This window comes from Adhaeribacter aerolatus (genome assembly GCF_007991635.1).
In the GTDB taxonomy this organism is placed as follows: domain Bacteria; phylum Bacteroidota; class Bacteroidia; order Cytophagales; family Hymenobacteraceae; genus Adhaeribacter; species Adhaeribacter aerolatus.
The window spans coordinates 49,957-70,172 of the sequence record NZ_BJYS01000043.1 but is presented as its reverse complement, the minus strand read 5'-3'; the positions used below and the strand labels follow the sequence as shown (position 1 = coordinate 70,172).

Below are 20,216 nucleotides of genomic sequence, written 5' to 3'. Positions count from 1 at the left end.
TCTTGTTTATGAATATAATTATTTACAAGTCTGTCAATATTATTTCGAATTAATTTTTCCTAACCTATTCGCCTAATCAATTTGAGAACAACTAAAACAAACCCCTGATAACTAATTACTAATTACTAATTACTAACAACCCTACTCCTTCTGGCTGGCGCGGAAGAGTTTTTGCTTTTCTTCTTTGCTTAAGCTTTCGTAGCCGGATTTGGATATTTTATCCAGAATAAAATCGATTTCGTTTTGGCTGGGTTTGCCGCTGGCACTCGATGCAGCGTAAGTAGCGGTTGCCGGGTTTTTATAGCTTACCTTCATACGGGGCCGCCGCGAGAACAAACCCGAAATATAGGCCCAGGTGCTATGAATAAACCGGCCCATATCGCTGCCATTTTTTAATTGCCGAATAAAAATATAGCCCAGCAAAGCGCCGCCCAAATGCGCCACGTTGCCGCCGGCATTGTCGCCGACAGCACCTGAAACCGACAGCAGCACCAGAAACCAGGCAATCCATTTTATTTTTACCGGACCCAGCAGCAACAAATTAAAAGTATAATCGGGCAGCAAAGTAGCGGCGGCTACAATAATGGCCAACACACTCGCCGAAGCACCAATCATTTCGGCACTGCCCCGCTGAATAAAGAAAGGTACAAAGTTGTAAAACAATAAATACAGCACGGCCCCGCTCAAACCGCCCAAAATATACAAGCTCACTAATTTCTTACTGCCTAAATATTCCCGGATCAACATCCCGAACCAGTAAAGGTTAAGCATGTTAAAAATAATGTGCAGCCAATCGCGGTGCGTAAAAAAATAGGTAAATATAGTCCAGGGGTGCCACAGCAAATCTACCGGATCAGAAGGTAAGGACAACCAGCTCATGATGGTTCCAAAATAATCGGTTTGGGCCAGCCACAAAATGGTACGGAGAAGAATCAGGGCAACAAAAACCAGAATATTAATTAATATCAACTGGTTTAATGAGTTGTCGTGCCTGTTAAAGGCATTTTTTATATCGTTAAAAATACTGTTCATTTCTAGTAAAAGTGATTTTTATCTTTTTCCCAAACCTTTATCAGGATATAGGCAAATAACATCCCACCCAGGTGAGCATAGTGCGCTACGTTGTCGCCGGGGTTCCGTTGAATACCGGCATACAGTTCGTAGGCGCCGTAAAGCATTACAAAATATTTGGCCTTTATTGGAAAAGGAAAGAACAACAACATGAGTTCCGTATTGGGGAATAACATGCCGAAAGCCATTAAGATGCCAAAAACCGCGCCTGATGCGCCTAGCATCGGAATATTTATCAGGTCGTTGTATAAATTCCGGACAGATTGTACCGTAGCTTTTACCATTGACGGATCACTGGCATTCTGACGGAACTGCTCTACGGCTTGCTCGTTGTACCGGCCGGTTAAATGCTCTTCCAGGTAGTTCCGGAAATTAATGGGCGTTGGGTCGGCTATATATTGTACGGTATCCTGCTCCAGTTGGTGAAATTCGTAAGATCGCACCGCCGTAAATAATACGCTGGCCCCAAAACCGGTAATCAAGTAAAACAGTAAAAAGCGCTGCGGCCCCCAGCGGTACTCCAGCATCGGCCCGAAAATAAATAAACTAAACATGTTGCTGAACAGGTGGCCCCAGCCGCCGTGCATAAACATGTGGGTCAGGAACTGGTAAGGCCGGAAATTAGCCGAACGAAAATCGTACAGCGCAAACATATTACCACTTCCAAAATAACTAAAGGCAATAAAAGCAACCAGGTTAATGATCAGGAGGTTCCTGACCATTGGTGTAATATTCATCATAGTGTATCCAGCATTAAAATCAGCTTTTCCCGAACAAATGCTGTAATTGGTTCAGGTCCATCATTACCAGTGTTTTCTGGCCCGATGGCGTATAATTGGGTACCTGGGTGGCGAATAGCTTATCTACCAAGGCATTAATTTCGACTTCGGTCATGCGGTTTACGAGCCGGGAGGCTACCCGTTTGGCCATGGCCCGCGCCATTAATTCTTTTTTATCCAACGCCAACTCGTCGCGGTTGTTTTGGTATTGCTCGATTAAACCTTCAAAAAGTTCTTTCTCCCGGTTAGGCGGCACATCGGCCGGAATAGCATTAATTACAATGGTGTTTTTACCAAAATCGTTATAAATAAACCCCAGCGCCTTTAATTCTCCTTCCATTTCCTGCACTACCGCAAAATCGGCCGGCGAAAACTGCAATACTTCCGGGAACAACAAAGCCTGAGAAGCGCCTTTGTTTTTTTGCAGGGCCGCAGCAAATTTTTCGTACAAAATCCGTTCCTGCGCCGCCTGCTGATCTACGAGCATAATGCCCGATTTAACCTGCACCAGCAAATATTTGTTATGGATTTGCATGGCCTTGCTGCCGGTTACCGTCACCGGTTCGGGGCTGCTGGCAAATATATCCTCAAAAATATCGCCGCCATTCTGATTAATATTTTCGGCGGCCGGCGGCTCGGGCCACGAAAAAGTAGCTCTAGCCGGCGAAAAAGCAGAAGCACGTGTTTCCGTAATGCCGCTGCTCCTTGGAATGCTGTAAAACGAATCAGAAGACGGAATAGACGACGATGCAGGTGCCGGAAAATCAAAGTCAGTACGAACAGGCCGCAAAGGGGCAAAATTCACATCGCCTTCAAAATCGAGCGAAGGCGCAATATTATTCAGCCCCAACGATTGTTTTACCGCTGCCCGTACAATAGCATAAACGGTTTTTTCGTCGTCAAATTTTATTTCGGTTTTGGTGGGGTGAACGTTAATATCGATGCTCTCGGGGTCGAGTTGCAGAAAGAGTACGTAAAACGGAAAGCTGTCTTTCGGAAGTAATCCTTCATAGGCCGTTAAAACGGCGTGGTTCAGGTACGCATTGCGGATGTAGCGGTTATTAACAAAGAAAAACTGCTCGCCCCGCGATTTCTTCGCAAATTCGGGTTTGCCCACGTAACCGCTTACCTTTACCGTTGGGGTATTTTCTTCGCATGCCGCCAGTTGTTCTTTGTAACTTTTGCCAAAAATAGCCACAATGCGCTGACTCAGTTTAGCGGCCGGTAACTGAAAAACCTCCAGGTCGTTTTGGTACAGCGAAAAGGCCATATCCGGGTGCGACAAGGAAATCCTGGTAAACTCATCCAGGATATGCCGCATTTCTACGGCATTCGATTTTAAAAAATTACGGCGGGCCGGTACGTTAAAAAACAAATTTTTTACGCACAGGTTGGTACCATCGGGCATCGCCACCGGCTCCTGGTTTATTACCTCGGATCCTTCAATCACCAGCCGCGTGCCGGTATCGGCCTCGCGGCGTTTGGTTTTCAGTTCTACCTGGGCTACGGCCGCAATCGAAGCCAAAGCCTCGCCCCTAAAACCCATGGTCCGGATGCGAAATAAATCTTCCGTAGATTTTATTTTGGAAGTTGCGTGCCGTTCAAAACTCATACGGGCATCGGTCGGCGACATACCAATGCCATTATCCACTACCTGTATCAGGGTTTTGCCGGCTTCTTTTACAATTAACTGAATGTTGGTGCTGCCGGCATCCACCGCATTTTCCATAAGCTCCTTTACCACCGATGCCGGGCGCTGCACCACCTCACCGGCGGCAATCTGGTTGGCCAGGTACTCAGGTAATAAATTTATAATATCGGGCATGCAGGTTTATTAACTAACAGGAAAAATAGAACAAACTAAAATTTTCTTCCACGCTAAAGTACCGGTTAAAGAAGTTTTTTCAGGTACAATCAGATAAAAAAATTACGTATAATTGCAGAAGAGCAAAAAAAGGCAAGGGTTTTGCATCTGCTTAACGGCAAGGTAAAGGCCGGTAGGTTTAAACCCAAAAGCCTGTTTTTTTGTTGTATAAATAAAGCAGGAATAAAATTCATTTGTCTGATTAAGCAAAAAATGTTTAATTTTCGAAAACGGAATCGTATCGTTTTCTGGTGGGCAAGGTGGATTTCTCTTCCTAAAGACCAACTGGCCGCTAAAAATCTGCTTCTTGCAAAATTAGATTTTATTCTGAGCTATTCAAAATACTAGGGTTTAAGTACGCATGCTGAAAAGCTTTAATATTTTTTTACTTTTAATATTGGTTTTGGGAGTGGGGCTGATGACTTCTTCTTCTCCCTCCGACGAGCGGATTGTTTCGGAAGCGGAACATCAATGGGTAGATAGTGTCTTTGCCACGTTAACGCCCGATCAGCGGCTGGGTCAGTTGTTTATGGTTACCGCCTACTCTAACAAAGATGCGGCCCACGTCCGCCAGATTGAGCGTCTGATAACCCAGTATAATATTGGTGGCCTGATGTTTATGCAGGGTGGCCCCAAGCGCCAGGTTAAACTCACCAACCAATACCAAAGCAAAGCCCACGTGCCTTTATTTATTGCCATGGATGCCGAATGGGGCTTGAGTATGCGCCTGGACAGCAGCATGTACTTTGCGAAGCAAATGACCCTGGGCGCCATAAACGAAGACAAACATGTGTACCTGATGGGCCGTGAGATTGCCTTAAAACTGAAGCGCATGGGTGTGCACGTGAGTTTCTCGCCGGTGCTGGATGTGAACAGCAATCCCCGCAACCCCGTTATCGGCAACCGTTCTTTTGGTGAATCCATCGAAAAAGTATCCAGCCGCGGCATTGCTTATATTAAAGGTTTGCAGGACCATGGTATTGTGGCAGTAGCTAAACACTTTCCGGGGCATGGCGATACGGACAAAGACTCTCATAAAACGCTACCGGTTGTTAAAAGCGATATGAACCGGTTACAATCGGTGGATTTATACCCCTTTAAAAAGTCTTTCGATGCCGGCGTAATGGGGGTAATGGTAGCGCACATTCATTTACCGGTATTTGATACCACTGCTAATACGGCCGCTACCCTTTCGCACAACCTGGTAACGGGTTTGTTAAAAGAAAAAATGAACTACAAAGGCCTGGTGTTTACCGATGCTTTGAATATGCGCAGCGTAACCAAGTATCATAAACCCGGCGAAGTAGATGCCCTGGCCTTAATTGCGGGTAACGATATTCTGTTGTATTCCGAAGATGTACCCGTGGCGATGGCAAAAATTAAGGAAGCAGTTGCGGGCGGCAAAATCAGTCAGGAAGAAGTAGATTACCGGGTAAAGAAAGTATTGCATGCCAAGTACTGGGCGGGCCTGAATAACTATAAACCGGTGGAAACTAAAAATTTAACCGAAGACTTGAACCGGCCGGTGAGCAAAATAATTCAGCAGCAGCTTTACGAAAATGCGGTTACGGTGGTAACCAACAAAGATAACTTCTTACCATTCCGTACGCTCGATACCATTAGTTTTGCTTCCGTTGCGTTTGGGGGCCGCACCGATAATACTTTTACCAAAACCCTGCAAAAATACGCACCGGTTACGGCTTACGAAACACCCATTCGCCCCTCCGACGACTCGGCTTATGCCCGGCTTTACCGGAGCTTACAGGCCCATAATGTAGTGGTGGTTAGTCTGCATAAAATAAATAATACCCCGGTAAATAGTTTTGGCATACCCGATGCGACCCGCAATTTTATTAAAAAGTTACAGGCCAATCCCAAACAAAAAGTTATTGTGGTGGCCATGGGTAACCCTTACAGCCTGCAGTATTTCGAACACAGCAACTGGCTGGTCTGCGGCTACGAAAACAACGAAGTTACCCAACTGGTGGTACCCCAGGTTTTATTTGGCGCTTTACCGGCCCAGGGTACTTTACCCGTTTCGGCTTCTCCTATTTTATCGTTAGGCCGGGGATTTGCCACCCATTCACTAAATCGCCTGCGCTTTACTTTACCCGAGGCGGTAGGTTTAGACTCCAGAATATTAACCCAGATCGATAATATTGCCCGGGAAGCTATTGCCTATGCAGCTACTCCGGGTTGCCAGGTTTTAGTGGCCAAAGACGGTGCCGTGATATTCGAGAAAGCGTACGGCCATTTTACTTACGACAAAACCCAGCCGGTTACTACCAATACCATTTACGATATTGCTTCTATAACCAAGGTGGCTTCTACGTTGCAGGCTATTATGTATCTGAAAGATCGGGGTAAACTCAGCCTGGATGCCAAAGTATCGCAATATTTACCTGATCTGAAAGGTACGAATAAGCAGAACATAACCATGCGGGAGTTATTGGCCCACCAGGCCGGTTTACAACCAGGTTTGCCTTTTCACCAGCGCACCACCGACCCCAAAGTAAAACATAAATATTACGCCGATACCCAAAGTCTCGAATTTCCGCACGAAGTAGTGCCGGGCATGTACGCGGCTAAAGATATTGAGGAAACCATGTGGGAATGGATTAAAAAGTCGCCCATGCTTTCCAAACCCAAAGGCGGCACCTACGAGTTTAAATATTCTGACCTGACCTTTTACTTTTTACGCCGGGTGGCCGAAAGACTCCTGAACCAGAACCTGAGCGATTTCATGGATCAGAATTTTTATGGGCCAATGGGCTTAACTACCTTAGGGTATACGCCTTTAACGCGGTTTACCAAAGAGCAAATTGCTCCAACCGAAAACGACACCTATTTCCGGAAGGCTCAGATTTGGGGCACGGTGCACGATCAGGGCGCGGCTATGCTGGGTGGCATTGCGGGCCACGCCGGTTTATTCTCGAATGCCTTTGATGTAGCCGCCCTGATGCAGATGAATTTACAAGGCGGCACTTACGGCGGTCACCGGTATTTTAACACCGATGTGGTGAGCGAATTTGCACAACGGCCCTTTAAAGGCAACCGTCGCGGATTAGGTTGGGATATGGCAGCCCCCGATGGCGTTGGCGCCACCTCCAACCTGGCTTCTTTAAGCACCTATGGCCATACCGGATTTACCGGCACTTGCGCCTGGGTAGATCCCGAAACTAACCTGGTATATATTTTCTTATCGAACCGCGTTAACCCGGATGCCGTGAATAATAAATTAACCAGTTATAGCATCCGCACCCGCATTCACGATGTTATTTATAATGCTATTATTCCTAAAACTTAAACCGGTTCTTCTTGGTTATACCAAAAAGTAGCTTGAATTCGGGCCTGGCTGTGGTTTTAAATCAGAAAAAATCAAGTTTAAAAGCAATTAGAAATTAATGAGTCCTAGTTTTTATTGTTCTTTTCCTGATTATGCTTCGTAAACTGGGTAAAATAAATTCAAAACTATTTACTTACTTTGTCTGATTAATATTTATTAGGTCTTAGAAGTGGTCCTTACTAAATATTGCCACGTACAAGTAGTACACCATTAAGTCTAAATTACTTCATGAATATAGGTATTGTTTGTTACCCCACCTTTGGCGGCAGTGGTGTAGTAGCCACCGAACTCGGCAAAGAACTGGCTTTAAAAGGCCATCGGGTACATTTTATTACATACAGCCAGCCGGCCCGTCTCGATTTTTTTAACGAGAATCTGTTTTACCACGAAGTTATTGTTCCCTCCTACCCGCTATTTCAGTACGATCCGTACGAGCTCGCACTGGCCAGCAAAATGGTAGATATTGTGCAGTTCGAAAAGCTGGATATACTGCACGTGCATTATGCCATACCGCACGCTTCGGCGGCTTTTATGGCCAAACAAATATTAAAAACCAAGGGCATTCAGATTCCGGTAATTACAACATTGCACGGTACCGATATTACCTTAGTGGGCAAAGACCCTTCCTTTGAACCGGTGGTTACCTTTAGCATCAACCAGTCCGATGGCGTTACGGCGGTTTCGGCCGACCTCCGCACCGAAACCTACAACCACTTCCGCATCGAGAAGGAGATTGAAGTAATACCTAATTTTATAAATTTAGAGCGCTTTCAGCGGCAGCGAAAAGAACATTTTAAAACAGCTATTAGTCCGTTTGGCGAAAAGCTACTGGTGCATACTTCTAACTTCCGGAGCGTGAAACGGGTGCAGGATGTAATTAAAATATTTTACAAGGTGCGCCAGCAAATACCTAGCAAGTTGCTGATGGTGGGCGACGGACCAGACCGGATGAAAGCTGAAAAACTCTGCCGTAAGCTGAATGTGTGCAACGATGTGCGTTTTTTAGGTAAGCTCGAAGCCGTAGAAGAAGTACTTTCGGTGGCCGATTTGTTTTTAATGCCTTCGGAAAAAGAAAGTTTTGGTTTGGCCGCACTCGAAGCCATGGCCTGCCAGGTGCCCGTTATTTCTTCCAATGCCGGCGGTATTCCCGAACTGAATATTCACGGGGTAACCGGATTTGTTAGTCCGGTGGGCGATGTACAGGATATGGTAAAAAATGCCCTTTATGTGCTCGACGATGCCAATTTGCCCCAGTTCAAAGCCAATGCCCTGACCCGTGCCAAAGATTTTGAAACCAGCAAAATTGTACCGTTATACGAGCAATTTTATCAGAAAATAAAAGATGCCCAGATGGAAACCGTTTAACAGGTCCGCTGCTAGGCGATAATAAGGAATCCTGCCCATAATGGCGGGATTTTTTATTTTTAGCAGGCGGAAAGTTTAGGATTTTGATTCTTCATCAAGGCACTAGGGCTATTTGATTAAAATTTTGAATAATTTTTCCGGATGTTTAGATAAATTATAAAAAATACAGAACTTAGCGGCTCCATAGCTACCACCAGATTCTTTTATTTTATGAGCAAAGACAAATATTTTATTATAGACTTTGACAGTACCTTTACCCAGGTTGAAGCATTAGACGAACTGTGTGAAATTTCCTTACACGACGACGAAAATAAAGACCAGATTCTGCAGGAAATTAAAAACCTGACCAATAGCGCCATGGAAGGTAAAAGCTCTTTTACCGAAGGCCTGACCAAACGCATTGCTTTACTTAAAGCACATAAAAAACACTTGGCTCCGCTCATTGCCCGGCTCAACAACAAAGTGTCGGAATCTATCAAACGCAACACCGAATTTTTTAAGCAGTACGCCGATAATATTTTTATTGTATCGAGCGGCTTTAAAGAATTTATTACCCCTATTGTAACGCAGTACGGCATTAAAGAAGAAAATATTTACGCCAATACCTTTGAGTACGACGACCAGGGCAATATTATTGGTTTCGACCAGAATAATGTTTTGTGCCTGGATAAAGGTAAAATAAAGTTGCTGGAAGGCCTGGCCCTGCAAGGCGATGTGTACGTGCTCGGCGATGGCTATACCGATTACGAAATAAAAGAAGCTGGGCTGGCGAATAAATTTTACGCCTTCACCGAAAATATTACCCGCGACAACGTAGTGGCCAAGGCAGAGCACATTGCTCCCAGCCTGGACGAATTTTTATACCAGAATAAATTACCCATGGCTATTTCTTACCCTAAAAATCGCATCAGCGTTCTGCTCCTCGAAAATATTCACCCGAAAGCAGTGGAGTTATTTAAGCAAGAAGGTTATCAGGTAGAAGCCATGACCGGGGCCATGAGCGAAGAAGAATTGTGCGAACGGATTAAAAATGTATCAATTTTGGGTATCCGGTCTAAGACACAGGTAACTGCAAAAGTACTGGCCAACGCCAATAAATTAATGAGTGTGGGCGCTTTCTGTATCGGTACCAACCAGATAGACCTGAATACTTGTTTGCAAATGGGCATTTCCGTATTTAATGCCCCTTACAGTAACACACGCAGTGTGGTGGAGCTGGCTATTGGTCAGATAATAATGCTGGCTCGTAATATTTTCCCGAAAAGCGAAAAAATGCACCGGGGCGAGTGGGACAAATCGGCTGCCGGCAGCTTTGAGGTACGCGGTAAGAAGCTTGGTATTGTGGGATATGGCAATATTGGGGCGCAGCTATCGGTAATTGCCGAAGCCCTGGGCATGGAGGTATATTATTACGATGTAGTAGAAAAACTGCAACTGGGTAATGCCCGCAAATGCAATACCTTAAAAGAATTATTAGGCTTAGCCGATTTTGTATCGCTGCACGTAGACGGCCGTGCCAGCAATAAAAATATGTTTGGGGCCGCCGAATTTGAGGCGATGAAAGACGGAGCTATTTTCCTGAACCTGAGCCGCGGCCACATTGTAGATATTGCCAGCCTGGTGCAGAACCTGAAATCTGGTAAGTTAAAAGGTGCGGCGGTAGATGTTTTCCCGTACGAGCCGAAAAACAATGCCGAAGAATTTGTGAACGAATTGCGGGGCTTGCCCAACGTGATTTTAACGCCGCACATTGGCGGCAGCACGTCCGAAGCCCAGGAAAATATTGCCAACTTTGTGCCGAACCGGATTATGCAGTACATCAATACCGGTAACACGTACCAGAGTGTAAACTTCCCAAATATTCAATTGCCCGAATTGGTAAACGCCCATCGCCTGATTCACATTCACGAGAACGTGCCGGGCGTACTGGCCAATATTAACAACGTGCTGGCCGGCAACCATGTGAATATTCTGGGCCAATATTTAAAAACCAACGAACACATTGGTTACGTGATTACCGACATTGATAAGGAATACGACAAGAACCTGGTAGCGGATTTAAAAAGTGTAGCCCACACCATCAAATTCCGGATACTGTATTAGTATCAGGTAGCAAGTATCAGGTAACAAGATGATATATATATAAGGTCTTGCTACCAGATACTTGCTACTTGATACCTAATGCTACAAAATCATAAAAATATGAATAACAAGGTATATTTTACCCCCGGCCCTTCTGAATTATACCCAACCGTGCCCCAGCACATGCAGACAGCGATGGCGAATAAAATAGGCAGTATTTCGCACCGCAGCCAGCAGTTTAAAGATATTTATGCCCACGCCGAAAAAGGTTTGCGCGAGTTATTGCAATTACCTCAAAGCTGGGAAATATTGTTTTTAGCTTCGGCTAACGAAATTTGGGAGCGGGCTATCCAGAACTGCGTGGCCAAAGAAAGCTTCCACCTGGTAAACGGCTCTTTTTCAAAACGTTTCTTCCAGATTTCTGAAGAATTAGGCCGGAAAGCTACCAAACACGAAGTACCGTTTGGTCAGGGTTTCCGGGCCGATGACATAAATATTCCGGGTTCGGCGGAATTGATTGCCTTGGTGCAGAACGAAACCAGTTCGGGAGCCAGCCTGCCAGTTAATGAAATAAATAAATTCCGGGCAAAAGCCGGTGCGAACGCTTTAATTTTTGTGGATGCCGTATCATCGATGCCGCACCCGGCCTTTGATTATAACTTAGTAGACTCCATTTATTTTTCGGTGCAGAAGTGCTTTGGTTTACCGGCCGGCTTAGGCGTTTGGCTATTAAATGAGCGCTGCATTGCGAAAGCAGAGGCGCTCCAGGCCAAAGGAATTTCTATTGGTTCGTACCACAGCATTCCTTCGCTGTTGAGTAAAGCCAAAACTTACCAAAACCCTGAAACGCCCAACGTGCTGAATATTTATTTACTGGGCCACGTAGCCGAAGAAATGAATAAAAAAAGCATCGAAACCATACGGGAAGAAACCGAAACGAAAGCCCGTCTGCTATACGATTATTTAGCGGCCAGCCAGAATTTTGATATTGCGGTGCAGGAGCCCAGCCACCGCTCGGTTACCACCATTATTGCTAACACCAAAATGCCGGCCTCTGATATCATCAAAAAACTCACGCCGTTTGATATGGTGGTAGGCAGCGGTTACGGCAACTACAAAGAAACCCAAATTCGAATTGCTAACTTTCCAACCCATTCTGTTAGCCAGGTGCAGGCATTGGTTTTTAAACTGCAGGAATTAATCGGCTAAAACCAAATATTTTTAATAAGAATAAAAAAGCAGGAAATCTTCTTTCCTGCTTTTTTATTTACTGGTGTTATGCAAGTTGGGCTGTTTACTTTTTGATTGTCTTCAAAACCCCAACATAGATTTTAGTAATTCATCCTTGTCTTAGAAATTTAACTGAGCATTCAGGAGGAACCTATTTAGCAGGTAGCAAAATAGATTCTTCCTGAATAACATAATTTGGTTAATGAACTCACTTTTATTTATTAATCATGAAATACAATCCCTCGATTTAAACAAGGCATTATTTAACCCTTTACGGTTTCTAACCAGGCTTGTGCCATTAAGCGGGCGCCGGCCAGGCTGGGGTGTACACCATCGTAAGTCCAGTAAACGCCGGGAGCTGATTTTTGCGCTTTGTCGAAAACACTCTGGTACGGAATAAACACGGCGCCATAAGCGTCGGCAATTTCGCGGGCAGCCTGGCGGTATTCGTTAAAAGCCGGGTACCATTTCTCATCTACAGCTTTAATCCCAGTTACGGCAAAGGGCTCGCCTATTATCAGTTTTACTTCCGGTAACTGTTGTTTGGTCCGATCCAGAAGCTTTTTGAAGTCGTCGCGGTATGTTTGAATGGTTCCGGCGTAGTTGCCATTGAGCTTGTGCCAAAAATCGTTTACGCCTATTAATATGCTGAGTACATCTGGTTTCAGGGCTAGCGCATCATTATCCCAACGTTCTGCCAGTTGGTAAACTTTATTGCCGCTAATGCCTTTGTTGTAAACCCGCAGGCTTTTGCCGGGATGCTGCAGCAACATATCAGCAGCAGCCAGAAAAGCGTACCCACTGCCCAATGCCGATGGACTGTTGTAATCCATATTATCTTTTTTGCGGCCGGCATCGGTAATGGAATCGCCCTGAAACAGAATAACGGCATTTTGCTTCAGGGTTATTTTTTTAGGTTTTTCGGCCGCAAAAGCTTCCGATATAATGGCGGGAATACCGACAGTTAGTAAGCCGCCCAAAGCAGCCTTTTTCAGAAAGCCCCGGCGGTCAGATGGGTTATAATCAGACATAGTTTATATAGTGGTGATGTTTGCTTTTAAATATATTGCCAAGAAATACATATTACAAATTCGGTTGCTTCATCCGGCTAACTAATTAGGCGGCGTTTACAAGGATAAGGTTCCGGTTCCTGCTTCCATTTAACCATTCAGAGCCCGGTCGAGATGCACGTAACCGCCATCTACATGAATAAGCTGGCCGGTAGTATGACTGGATTTAGGCGATAATAAAAAAACTACCATGTTGGCAATTTCTTCTGTGGTGGTCATACGCTTTTCCAGTGGTATTTTTTCGGTAATGCCCTTTAGTTTCGTTTCGGGATCGTCAAAGGTTTTAATCCAGCTTTCGTACAGCGGGGTCCAGGCTTCGGCCACAATAATAGCATTCACCCGGATCTGGTAAGGCAATAATTCAACGGCCCATTCGCGGGTGAGCGCGTTCCGTCCGCCGTTAGCCGCCGCGTATGCCGAAGTGCCCCCCTGGCCGGTTTCAGCGGTTTTAGAGCCAATATTTACGATGCTACCTTTGGTTTCCTTTAAGGCCGGTAAGGCATAATGCGCCATCAGGTAATAATGTACCAGATTTTTGTGCAGCGAGGCTATAAAACCTTCGTAGCTGCCTTTCTCCAGACCTACACCATCGTTTACCCCGGCATTATTTACCAGCCCGTCTATCCGGCCATATTGTTTTAATACCGCAGCTACGGCTTCCTGGCTGGCTACCGGATCGGTTAGTTCGGCAACCACCTGTGCGGCCTGGCCGCCGGCGGCTTTTACTGTGGCTACGGTAGCCAAATTATCTTCTTCCTTACGGCCAATAATAACCGGTATAGCACCTTCGGCGGCCAGCACTTTTACAATACCTTCGCCAATGCCTTTGGCGCCACCCGTTACAATAATTACTTTGTCTTTTAATTCCAGATTCATAATATAAACTATCAAAAAAAGGCCCAGATTAGTATGAAAACCTGAGCCTTTCCAACATAAAATTATAGCGTTTACATTTTATTAAGTTCGGCCTCGGTAAAGGCCTTCTGCCGTCCTTTCAGTTTATCGCGCACTTTGGTTACTTCCTGCGTTTCTATCTTATCGGCATTATTTTGCCATGATTTACGAATAAAACTTAACAATTCGGCAATTTCTTCATTCGGTAATTCTTTGTTATAGCCAATGCCGGGCATATCGCCGTTTACTTCCGGCGCTTTATACAAGTGGCCTTTTACGGTTACCGGCCCGGTTAAACCAAATAATACCACCGAGATTAACCGGTCTTTATCGCCGGTTACCCATTCCGAGCCATTTAATGGTGGTCCCAGCCCGTTTACCCCATTCCCGTCTGGCCCATGGCAAGTCTGGCAAGTGGAATTAAACATAGCCGCACCTTTTGGGAATTCTTTTCGCAGCACCTCCGGATTGCGGTTGGCGCGGGCATTGCGGATATTCGTGATAATACGCCCCATTTGTTTATTAATGGCCAGATCCGGACCGGCAGCCAGCGATGCCAGTTCTTTCCCGAAAACTTCTTCCTGGCCTTGCAGGTTACTGATTACTGCATCGGCTACGTACTGGTTATTGGGGTATTTCTGCACCACCTGGCGCAACATATTATTAGCGGCAGTTTTATCTAAGTTCTGAATACTATTGGCGATAAAAGCAAGGTAAGGCGCGGCCAACGTATCGTTTTGGACCATTTGGGTCAGCACCGGCATTACCTGCGCGTAATTAGTTTTATTCAGGATTGATGGCAGTACGCTTAATGCCTGCATGCGTAAAGGCCAGGCCGGATTATTCAAAAGCGCGGTAACTTCTTCGGTTTGCAACGCTCCTAAACCCTCTAAAGTCCAGAGGGCATGAATGGCCTGCAACTGATTTTTGTCATTTTTGATAATTTTCCGGAGTGCCGGTATGGCTTGGGTAAATTTGCCGTCGATAAGGGTTTGCTGAGCATTATCGCGCACCCACCCATTGGCATGACCTAATAATTTCACCAGTCGGTCCGGGTCCTGCGGTATGGTTACGGCCGTGGCCTTTTTGTTCTTGGGTACTACTTTATAAATACGGCCGGCGTTTAATGGTTGGGTTAATTCGCGGCGGCCGATTTCTTTTTTCAGGTAAGTAGTTAAGTACGTTTTATGCTGAATAATACCCCGGTACATGTCTACCACGTACATAGCGCCTTCGGGTGAGTTATATAAACTTACCGGCCGGAAACGCTCATCCAAACTAGCAATAAACTCCCGGTTCTGGTAAGCCTGCTGCCCGTTTAAAACATAGCCTTCCTCCGAAACAACATTGCGCTTAATTAAATTTGCGGAAGGTTCGGCTACAAAAATATTACCGATGTAGGCCGGAGAAAATAAATCGCCGCGGTAAACTACTGGTCCGCAGGCGGCGGTAAAATTGGTCAGCCGCAAACTTTCGTCCAGAACACCGGCCATATAACCGCGGTTTACGCCCGGCGTCGGGCGGATAGGATACACCTTGTTATCAGCAACTATTCTACGGCTGAAGCCGGCCACCCCCCGCTGATTCTGGTTACTGGCGCCCAAGCCCGGCGAGAAGAAATCGCCTAGTAAATTTTCGGAGTTGGTGTTATAAAACAAACGACCATAATTATCCTGGGTAATACCCCACTGCCCCCGGAAGTGCGTGCGTTCGATATCCCACTGATCGCCCCGCTTGCGGTAGCGCTTGGCCGATTTGGCATTGTAAATCCAGTTATCCATGGCCCGCAGCAAACCGTTGGGCTGGTGCTCTACATTGCCGCCTTCGGCGTAGGCGGCGTCAACTAATACTTTTTGTACCGGCTTATCATTTTTTATTTTGTAATACCACAAGCGCGGCGGCTCGGCTACCAAAATACCATCTTCGATGAGGCAAATGGCCCGGGGCAACACCAATGAATCCAGAAAAACTTTACGTTCATCAGCTACCCCGTCTTTATTTTTATCTTCCAGAATTACAATCTTACCGTTCGGAATTTCTTCGCCGGTGCCCACCGTATCGGGCATGTAGCCGGTCATTTCCACCACCCAAATCCGGTTATTATTGTCGAAGGTTAAAGCTACGGGCGTACTGATTAACGGTTCAGAGGCGACTAGTTTCACCTCAAACCCGTCTTCGACCTGCATCATTTTTATGGCATCGGTCGGTGAAACAATAGGCGAAGTGTTTAAATCTACCTGCGCATTGGTTAATTTGTTGTTGGTAGTACCAGTGGTGGCAGCAGCTTGGCCGCTCAGGCTTTTATTAGACTTACAGTAAAATAAAATACCCGTTAGCAGCAGCAACAGAATGGGATAATATATTTTTTTCATGCTTCTATAAAACAGCGAAAATCAAATTTTAATTCAGCTCCTTTATTTTAAGACTCCGGAAAGAAACCAGGTCGCCGTGGTCTTGTAACAGAATTCTGCCTTTAGGAGCCATACCAAAGTTAGGATAGTCTTTGTATTTGCTGCGGGCTACCAAGGCCTGATAGATTGGAGTTCCCCGGGTATATTCGGTAACCTTCTGGCCGTTTAACCAATGTTCTACTTTACCATCCGGAAATACTTTTAAAATAGCGGTATTCCACTGGCCAATGGGCCGGCGCGATTGCGAATTTTTAACTGCCGGAATTAAATCGTACAAAGAGCCCAGTGTGCGATTGCCGACCACGCCCATTTTGGCATCGGGATGCTTTTCGTCGTCGAGCAGCTGGAATTCCAGGCCAATAGCGGAACCTTTGCTTTGTTCTGATTCAGTAACAAAATATTTCAGGCCGCTGTTAGCGCCGGGTGTTAATTTAAAATCAAATTTCAGTTCGAAAGCACCGTATTCTTTTTCGGTAACAATATCGCCCCCGTTTGTCGATTCGCCGCCATCCGATTTTTGCACACTCAACACGCCGTCTTTAATTTCCCAGCCTTGTTTCGGGAAAGCTGTTTTATGAGCGCCGCGCCACCCCTGGGTGGTTTTACCGTCCCAAAGCAAAGTATAGCCCTCTTTCTTTTCCTGCTCGGATAATACATTAGGCAAATTATTTACCACCGGAATATTCGTAGGGGCACTTGGCTTCAGATTAGTGGTCTGGATGCGAATATTGCGCCACCGAATCTGCTGCCCATCCGTTTTTTGTTCTTTACCAATCGAGTGTACCTGCAGGGCAATAAAGCCTTTGGCCGTTTCTGAATCGAGTAAGTGGGCTACCGGCTGGCCGTTTACCCAGGTCCGGATGGTGTTACCGATGCATTCCAGGCGGTACTTATTCCAGTCGGTCTTATTAAAAGCGGTTTTGGCGGCCGGGTTGGTTTCCAGGGTATACAACCAGCCCCGACGCGCTTCGTCGTAGATGCCACCGCTCCAGGCGCGGTCGCTGGGGTCTACTTCCATCTGATAACCGTGCACGCGGCCATTCATGTAAGCCGGGTTACTCAGGCTCCGGAACTGAATACCCGAATTCATGGGCTGCTCCAGTTTCAGCTCCAGCTCTAAAATAAAATCACCGTATTCTTTTTCGGTAACTAAAAAAGAATTGGGCTCGCCTTTTACGGTAGTACCCACAATTTCGCCGTTTTTAACTTCGTAGCGGGCTTTACCGTTTAGCTGTTTCCAGCCACTCAGGTCTTTGCCGTTAAATAAGTTTTGCCACTTACCAGCATTTTTCTTCTGGGCCGAAGCGGAAAAACTAAAAAGCAGTAATCCGGCAAAGAATAATAATTTTAAATTCATGATAAAAATAAAGTTTGGTATAAATGGTGGATATTAGAGTTCAACGGGTTTCATACGGGCTGTCAGCAACTGGATGATAAACCAGGCCAGGAAATACGCGCAACCGCAAATGATAAACAAAATATTGTAGCCGGCGCCAATATTACCAGCCGTTTTATAATACTCTAACAAAGATCCTACCAGTAATGGAAATAAGGTAGAGCCAATAGAGCCGGCCATTCCACCAATCCCCACTACCGAGCTAACGGCACGCCGCGGAATAATATCTGAAACAATGGTAAAAATATTCGCGCTCCAGGCCTGGTGCGCGGCGGCGGCTAAACTGATAATGCCTACTGCCACCCAAATATTTGGTGCCTGTTGGGCCAGCATAATCGGCAATACCGCAAAGGCCACTATCAGTAATGTTGTTTTCCGGGCTTTTAAGATGGGCCAGCCTCTTTTAATTAAAAAAGAAGATAAATAGCCGCCGCCAATGCTGCCCAGGGTGGTAGCCGAATAAACAATGGCCAGGTGAATGCTGGGTTTGCTCAGGTCGAGGTTAAAGGTGGTGGCAAAATAAGAAGGCAGCCAGAACAGGAAAAACCACCAGATAGGATCGGTCAGTACTTTGCCAACAATAAAAACCCAGGTTTGCTTAATGCCTAACAGGCGGCTCCATTTTATCTTGCCGGTATTTTGGGCATCCGCGGGATCAACATCACTGTTTATGTAAGCTAGTTCCTGTGGAGAAACCTTTTTGTGCCGCGAAGGAATTTCGTACAATAACCACCAAAATACCAGCCAGATAAAGCCAATGGCACCGGTAATAATGAAGGCTTCCTGCCAGCCGTAGGCACTTAACAACCAAGGCACCAGCAGCGGGGCGGCTACCGCTCCAATACTGGTACCGGAGTTAAAAATACCGGTGGCCAGCGCCCGTTCTTTTTTCGGAAACCACTCGGCAACTGCTTTTACGGCCGCCGGAAAGTTACCGGCTTCGGCCAGGCCGAGTAAACCGCGCACTACTCCAAAACCAAAGGTGCTTTTAACTGCGGCGTGTAATATAGCGGCAATACTCCAAACCACAACCGAAATGCTGTATCCCATTTTGGTGCCGATTTTATCAATAAAATTACCGAAGATTACATAGCCCAGTGCGTAACAGCCGGCAAAAATCATTACAATATTACCGTAATCTACTTCGGACCAATTAAATTGTACTTCCAGCGTAGGCTTTAGCAAACCAATAACCTGCCGGTCGATGTAGTTGATGGTGGTAGCAAAAAACAGCAGGGCACAAATGACCCAACGATAATTGGTAATCTTGCCTTTGTCTTCGGTAAAATTTGAATCTTCGTTTAATCCGGTTGGTTTCTCAGGTTGAGTTTGAAGCATGAGTGGTGTTAAGTGGTAAGTAATTTAGATAAAAGCAAAGTTTAAAACTCTTCGATTTGCAATTAACTAAAACATGGGCAACTTACCAACCATTTAACAAGTATTCAACTCTCTTAGAAAGCATATTTCTGATTTCCTTTAACATTATTAATTTATGGCAGAATTATCAGGCTATTCTGTACCGCTATAGTTCATTAAATACAAGTAGAAAAGCCACATTAACTAACCAGAAAATTTCTACAATCGCCGATTTATACAAAGGTGGCAAGCTCTAAAAGAAAAAACTCCCGGCAGTACCATATACCGGGAGCTTATCTTTTAATAAGTATAGGAATTATAAATATAGAAGCTTCTCTCAGGAGAGACTAAACAGCGAAATCTATAACCAAATTAGTTATTATTATTCTTTCAGGCTTTTGAGGTAAGACATGGTTTGAGGTACCTGTAAATACCAGCGGGGGCTTTCGTCTTCGATAAAATAATGCTTTATTCCTACTTTCTTAGCAGCCTTCAGAATTGCCGGCACGTCTAATTGGCCTGTACCCAATACTACATCGTTCTCGGTGGGAGTATTGCCGGTTAAATCGCCTTTAACGCCTTTACGTAAATCTTTCAGGTGCATTAATTTCCAACGGTTTCCGTATTTGTTCAGCAACTTAACCGGATCCTGACCACCATGGTAGGCCCACAACATATCCATCTCGAAGGAAACATACTTCGGGTCCGTGTTTTCGGCTAAGTAATCGAAGAGGGTACCGTTCTTATAAGGCTGAAATTCGTAGCCGTGGTTGTGATAACAGAAAGTAACGTCATTTTCTTTTAATACTTTGCCCACCCGGTTAAAATCAGCAGCAGCTTTCTGCGCGTCTGCCAGCGTAAAGTCATTTTTATGCGGAATCCAGGCCACCATTACGTACTGGGCTCCTAATATTTTGGCTTTTCGGGCTACCTCGGCCGGGTCTTTTACAATTTCTTCATAGCCAACGCCAATAGAAGGGCACTTCAGGCCACGCACATCGAGTAATTTCCGGAATTGCTCGGGTGCCATTCCGTTCGGGCTGGCGCCACTTTCCAGTTCGGTTATGCCCAAGGCCTTAATGGTATCGAGGGTAGCTGCCACATCTTTCTTAAAACTATGCCGGTAAGTATAAGCTTCCATGCCGGGAGCCTGCGGAAAAAGCGGTTTTCCTTTTTGAGCCAATGCATCTGTTAAACCCAGGCCCATGAACATGGCGAGATATAGCAAGCTGGTAATTTTCTTCATATAAGTTTTAATAGGTTTAATAAAATAGAAAAGCCTAATATATGGTTTCAGAGTAAGTTTTATAAATAATATGCCTTAAGTTTTTCTACTTTTTACAGCCTTAACC

The 20,216-nt window shown here is 45.4% G+C and carries 13 protein-coding genes; 4 read left to right on the top strand and 9 right to left on the bottom strand.

What is annotated here, in order from left to right:
- Window positions 1-141 precede the first annotated feature (141 nt).
- From AAE02nite_RS22175 to mutL, 3 genes are read right to left on the bottom strand one after another with little or no spacing between them, the layout of a single operon-like run.
- Window positions 142-1,032: a rhomboid family intramembrane serine protease gene (locus AAE02nite_RS22175; protein WP_146903405.1), complete on the bottom strand. Its 891-nt coding sequence runs from the start codon at window positions 1,030-1,032 to the stop codon at window positions 142-144.
- Window positions 1,033-1,034: 2 nt separating this feature from the next.
- The gene (locus tag AAE02nite_RS22170) at window positions 1,035-1,811 is read right to left on the bottom strand and encodes a rhomboid family intramembrane serine protease (RefSeq protein WP_146903402.1); all 777 of its coding nucleotides are present in this window, start codon (window positions 1,809-1,811) and stop codon (window positions 1,035-1,037) included.
- A gap of 19 nt (window positions 1,812-1,830) precedes the next feature.
- A complete protein-coding gene (gene mutL, locus AAE02nite_RS22165) occupies window positions 1,831-3,675 on the bottom strand; it encodes a DNA mismatch repair endonuclease MutL (RefSeq protein ID WP_146903399.1) in 1,845 nt (614 codons plus the stop codon).
- A gap of 400 nt (window positions 3,676-4,075) precedes the next feature.
- On the opposite strand from mutL, the gene AAE02nite_RS22160 reads away from it, so the two are divergent.
- The 4 genes from AAE02nite_RS22160 (at window position 4,076) to AAE02nite_RS22145 (ending at window position 11,716) form a co-directional block, all read left to right on the top strand.
- On the top strand, window positions 4,076-7,021 hold the full coding sequence (locus tag AAE02nite_RS22160) for a serine hydrolase domain-containing protein (RefSeq protein ID WP_146903396.1): 2,946 nt from the start codon (window positions 4,076-4,078) through the stop codon (window positions 7,019-7,021).
- Window positions 7,022-7,288: 267 nt separating this feature from the next.
- Window positions 7,289-8,425 carry an N-acetyl-alpha-D-glucosaminyl L-malate synthase BshA gene (gene bshA / locus AAE02nite_RS22155; RefSeq protein WP_146903393.1) on the top strand — a complete coding sequence of 379 codons (1,137 nt, stop codon included), beginning with the start codon at window positions 7,289-7,291 and terminating at the stop codon, window positions 8,423-8,425.
- Between the two features lie 210 nt (window positions 8,426-8,635).
- Complete coding sequence (gene serA, locus AAE02nite_RS22150) at window positions 8,636-10,528, top strand: phosphoglycerate dehydrogenase (protein WP_146903390.1); 1,893 nt, start codon at window positions 8,636-8,638, stop codon at window positions 10,526-10,528.
- Window positions 10,529-10,627: 99 nt separating this feature from the next.
- On the top strand, window positions 10,628-11,716 hold the full coding sequence (locus AAE02nite_RS22145) for an aminotransferase class V-fold PLP-dependent enzyme (protein WP_146903387.1): 1,089 nt from the start codon (window positions 10,628-10,630) through the stop codon (window positions 11,714-11,716).
- A 284-nt stretch (window positions 11,717-12,000) separates the two neighbouring features.
- Here AAE02nite_RS22145 and AAE02nite_RS22140 read toward each other — a convergent pair whose 3' ends face one another.
- The 6 genes from AAE02nite_RS22140 to AAE02nite_RS22115 all read right to left on the bottom strand — a co-directional run bounded on the left by AAE02nite_RS22140 (window position 12,001) and on the right by AAE02nite_RS22115 (window position 20,110).
- The gene (locus AAE02nite_RS22140; RefSeq protein ID WP_146903384.1) at window positions 12,001-12,768 is read right to left on the bottom strand and encodes an SGNH/GDSL hydrolase family protein; all 768 of its coding nucleotides are present in this window, start codon (window positions 12,766-12,768) and stop codon (window positions 12,001-12,003) included.
- Window positions 12,769-12,897: 129 nt separating this feature from the next.
- Complete coding sequence (locus AAE02nite_RS22135; protein WP_146903380.1) at window positions 12,898-13,683, bottom strand: L-fucose dehydrogenase; 786 nt, start codon at window positions 13,681-13,683, stop codon at window positions 12,898-12,900.
- Between the two features lie 71 nt (window positions 13,684-13,754).
- Window positions 13,755-16,073 carry a DUF7133 domain-containing protein gene (locus AAE02nite_RS22130; protein ID WP_146903377.1) on the bottom strand — a complete coding sequence of 773 codons (2,319 nt, stop codon included), beginning with the start codon at window positions 16,071-16,073 and terminating at the stop codon, window positions 13,755-13,757.
- Between the two features lie 28 nt (window positions 16,074-16,101).
- Window positions 16,102-17,469: a 3-keto-disaccharide hydrolase gene (locus AAE02nite_RS22125; RefSeq protein ID WP_146903374.1), complete on the bottom strand. Its 1,368-nt coding sequence runs from the start codon at window positions 17,467-17,469 to the stop codon at window positions 16,102-16,104.
- A 33-nt stretch (window positions 17,470-17,502) separates the two neighbouring features.
- The gene (locus AAE02nite_RS22120; protein ID WP_146903371.1) at window positions 17,503-18,846 is read right to left on the bottom strand and encodes an MFS transporter; all 1,344 of its coding nucleotides are present in this window, start codon (window positions 18,844-18,846) and stop codon (window positions 17,503-17,505) included.
- 400 nt (window positions 18,847-19,246) lie between these two features.
- On the bottom strand, window positions 19,247-20,110 hold the full coding sequence (locus tag AAE02nite_RS22115; RefSeq protein ID WP_146903368.1) for a sugar phosphate isomerase/epimerase family protein: 864 nt from the start codon (window positions 20,108-20,110) through the stop codon (window positions 19,247-19,249).
- Window positions 20,111-20,216: the final 106 nt, after the last annotated feature.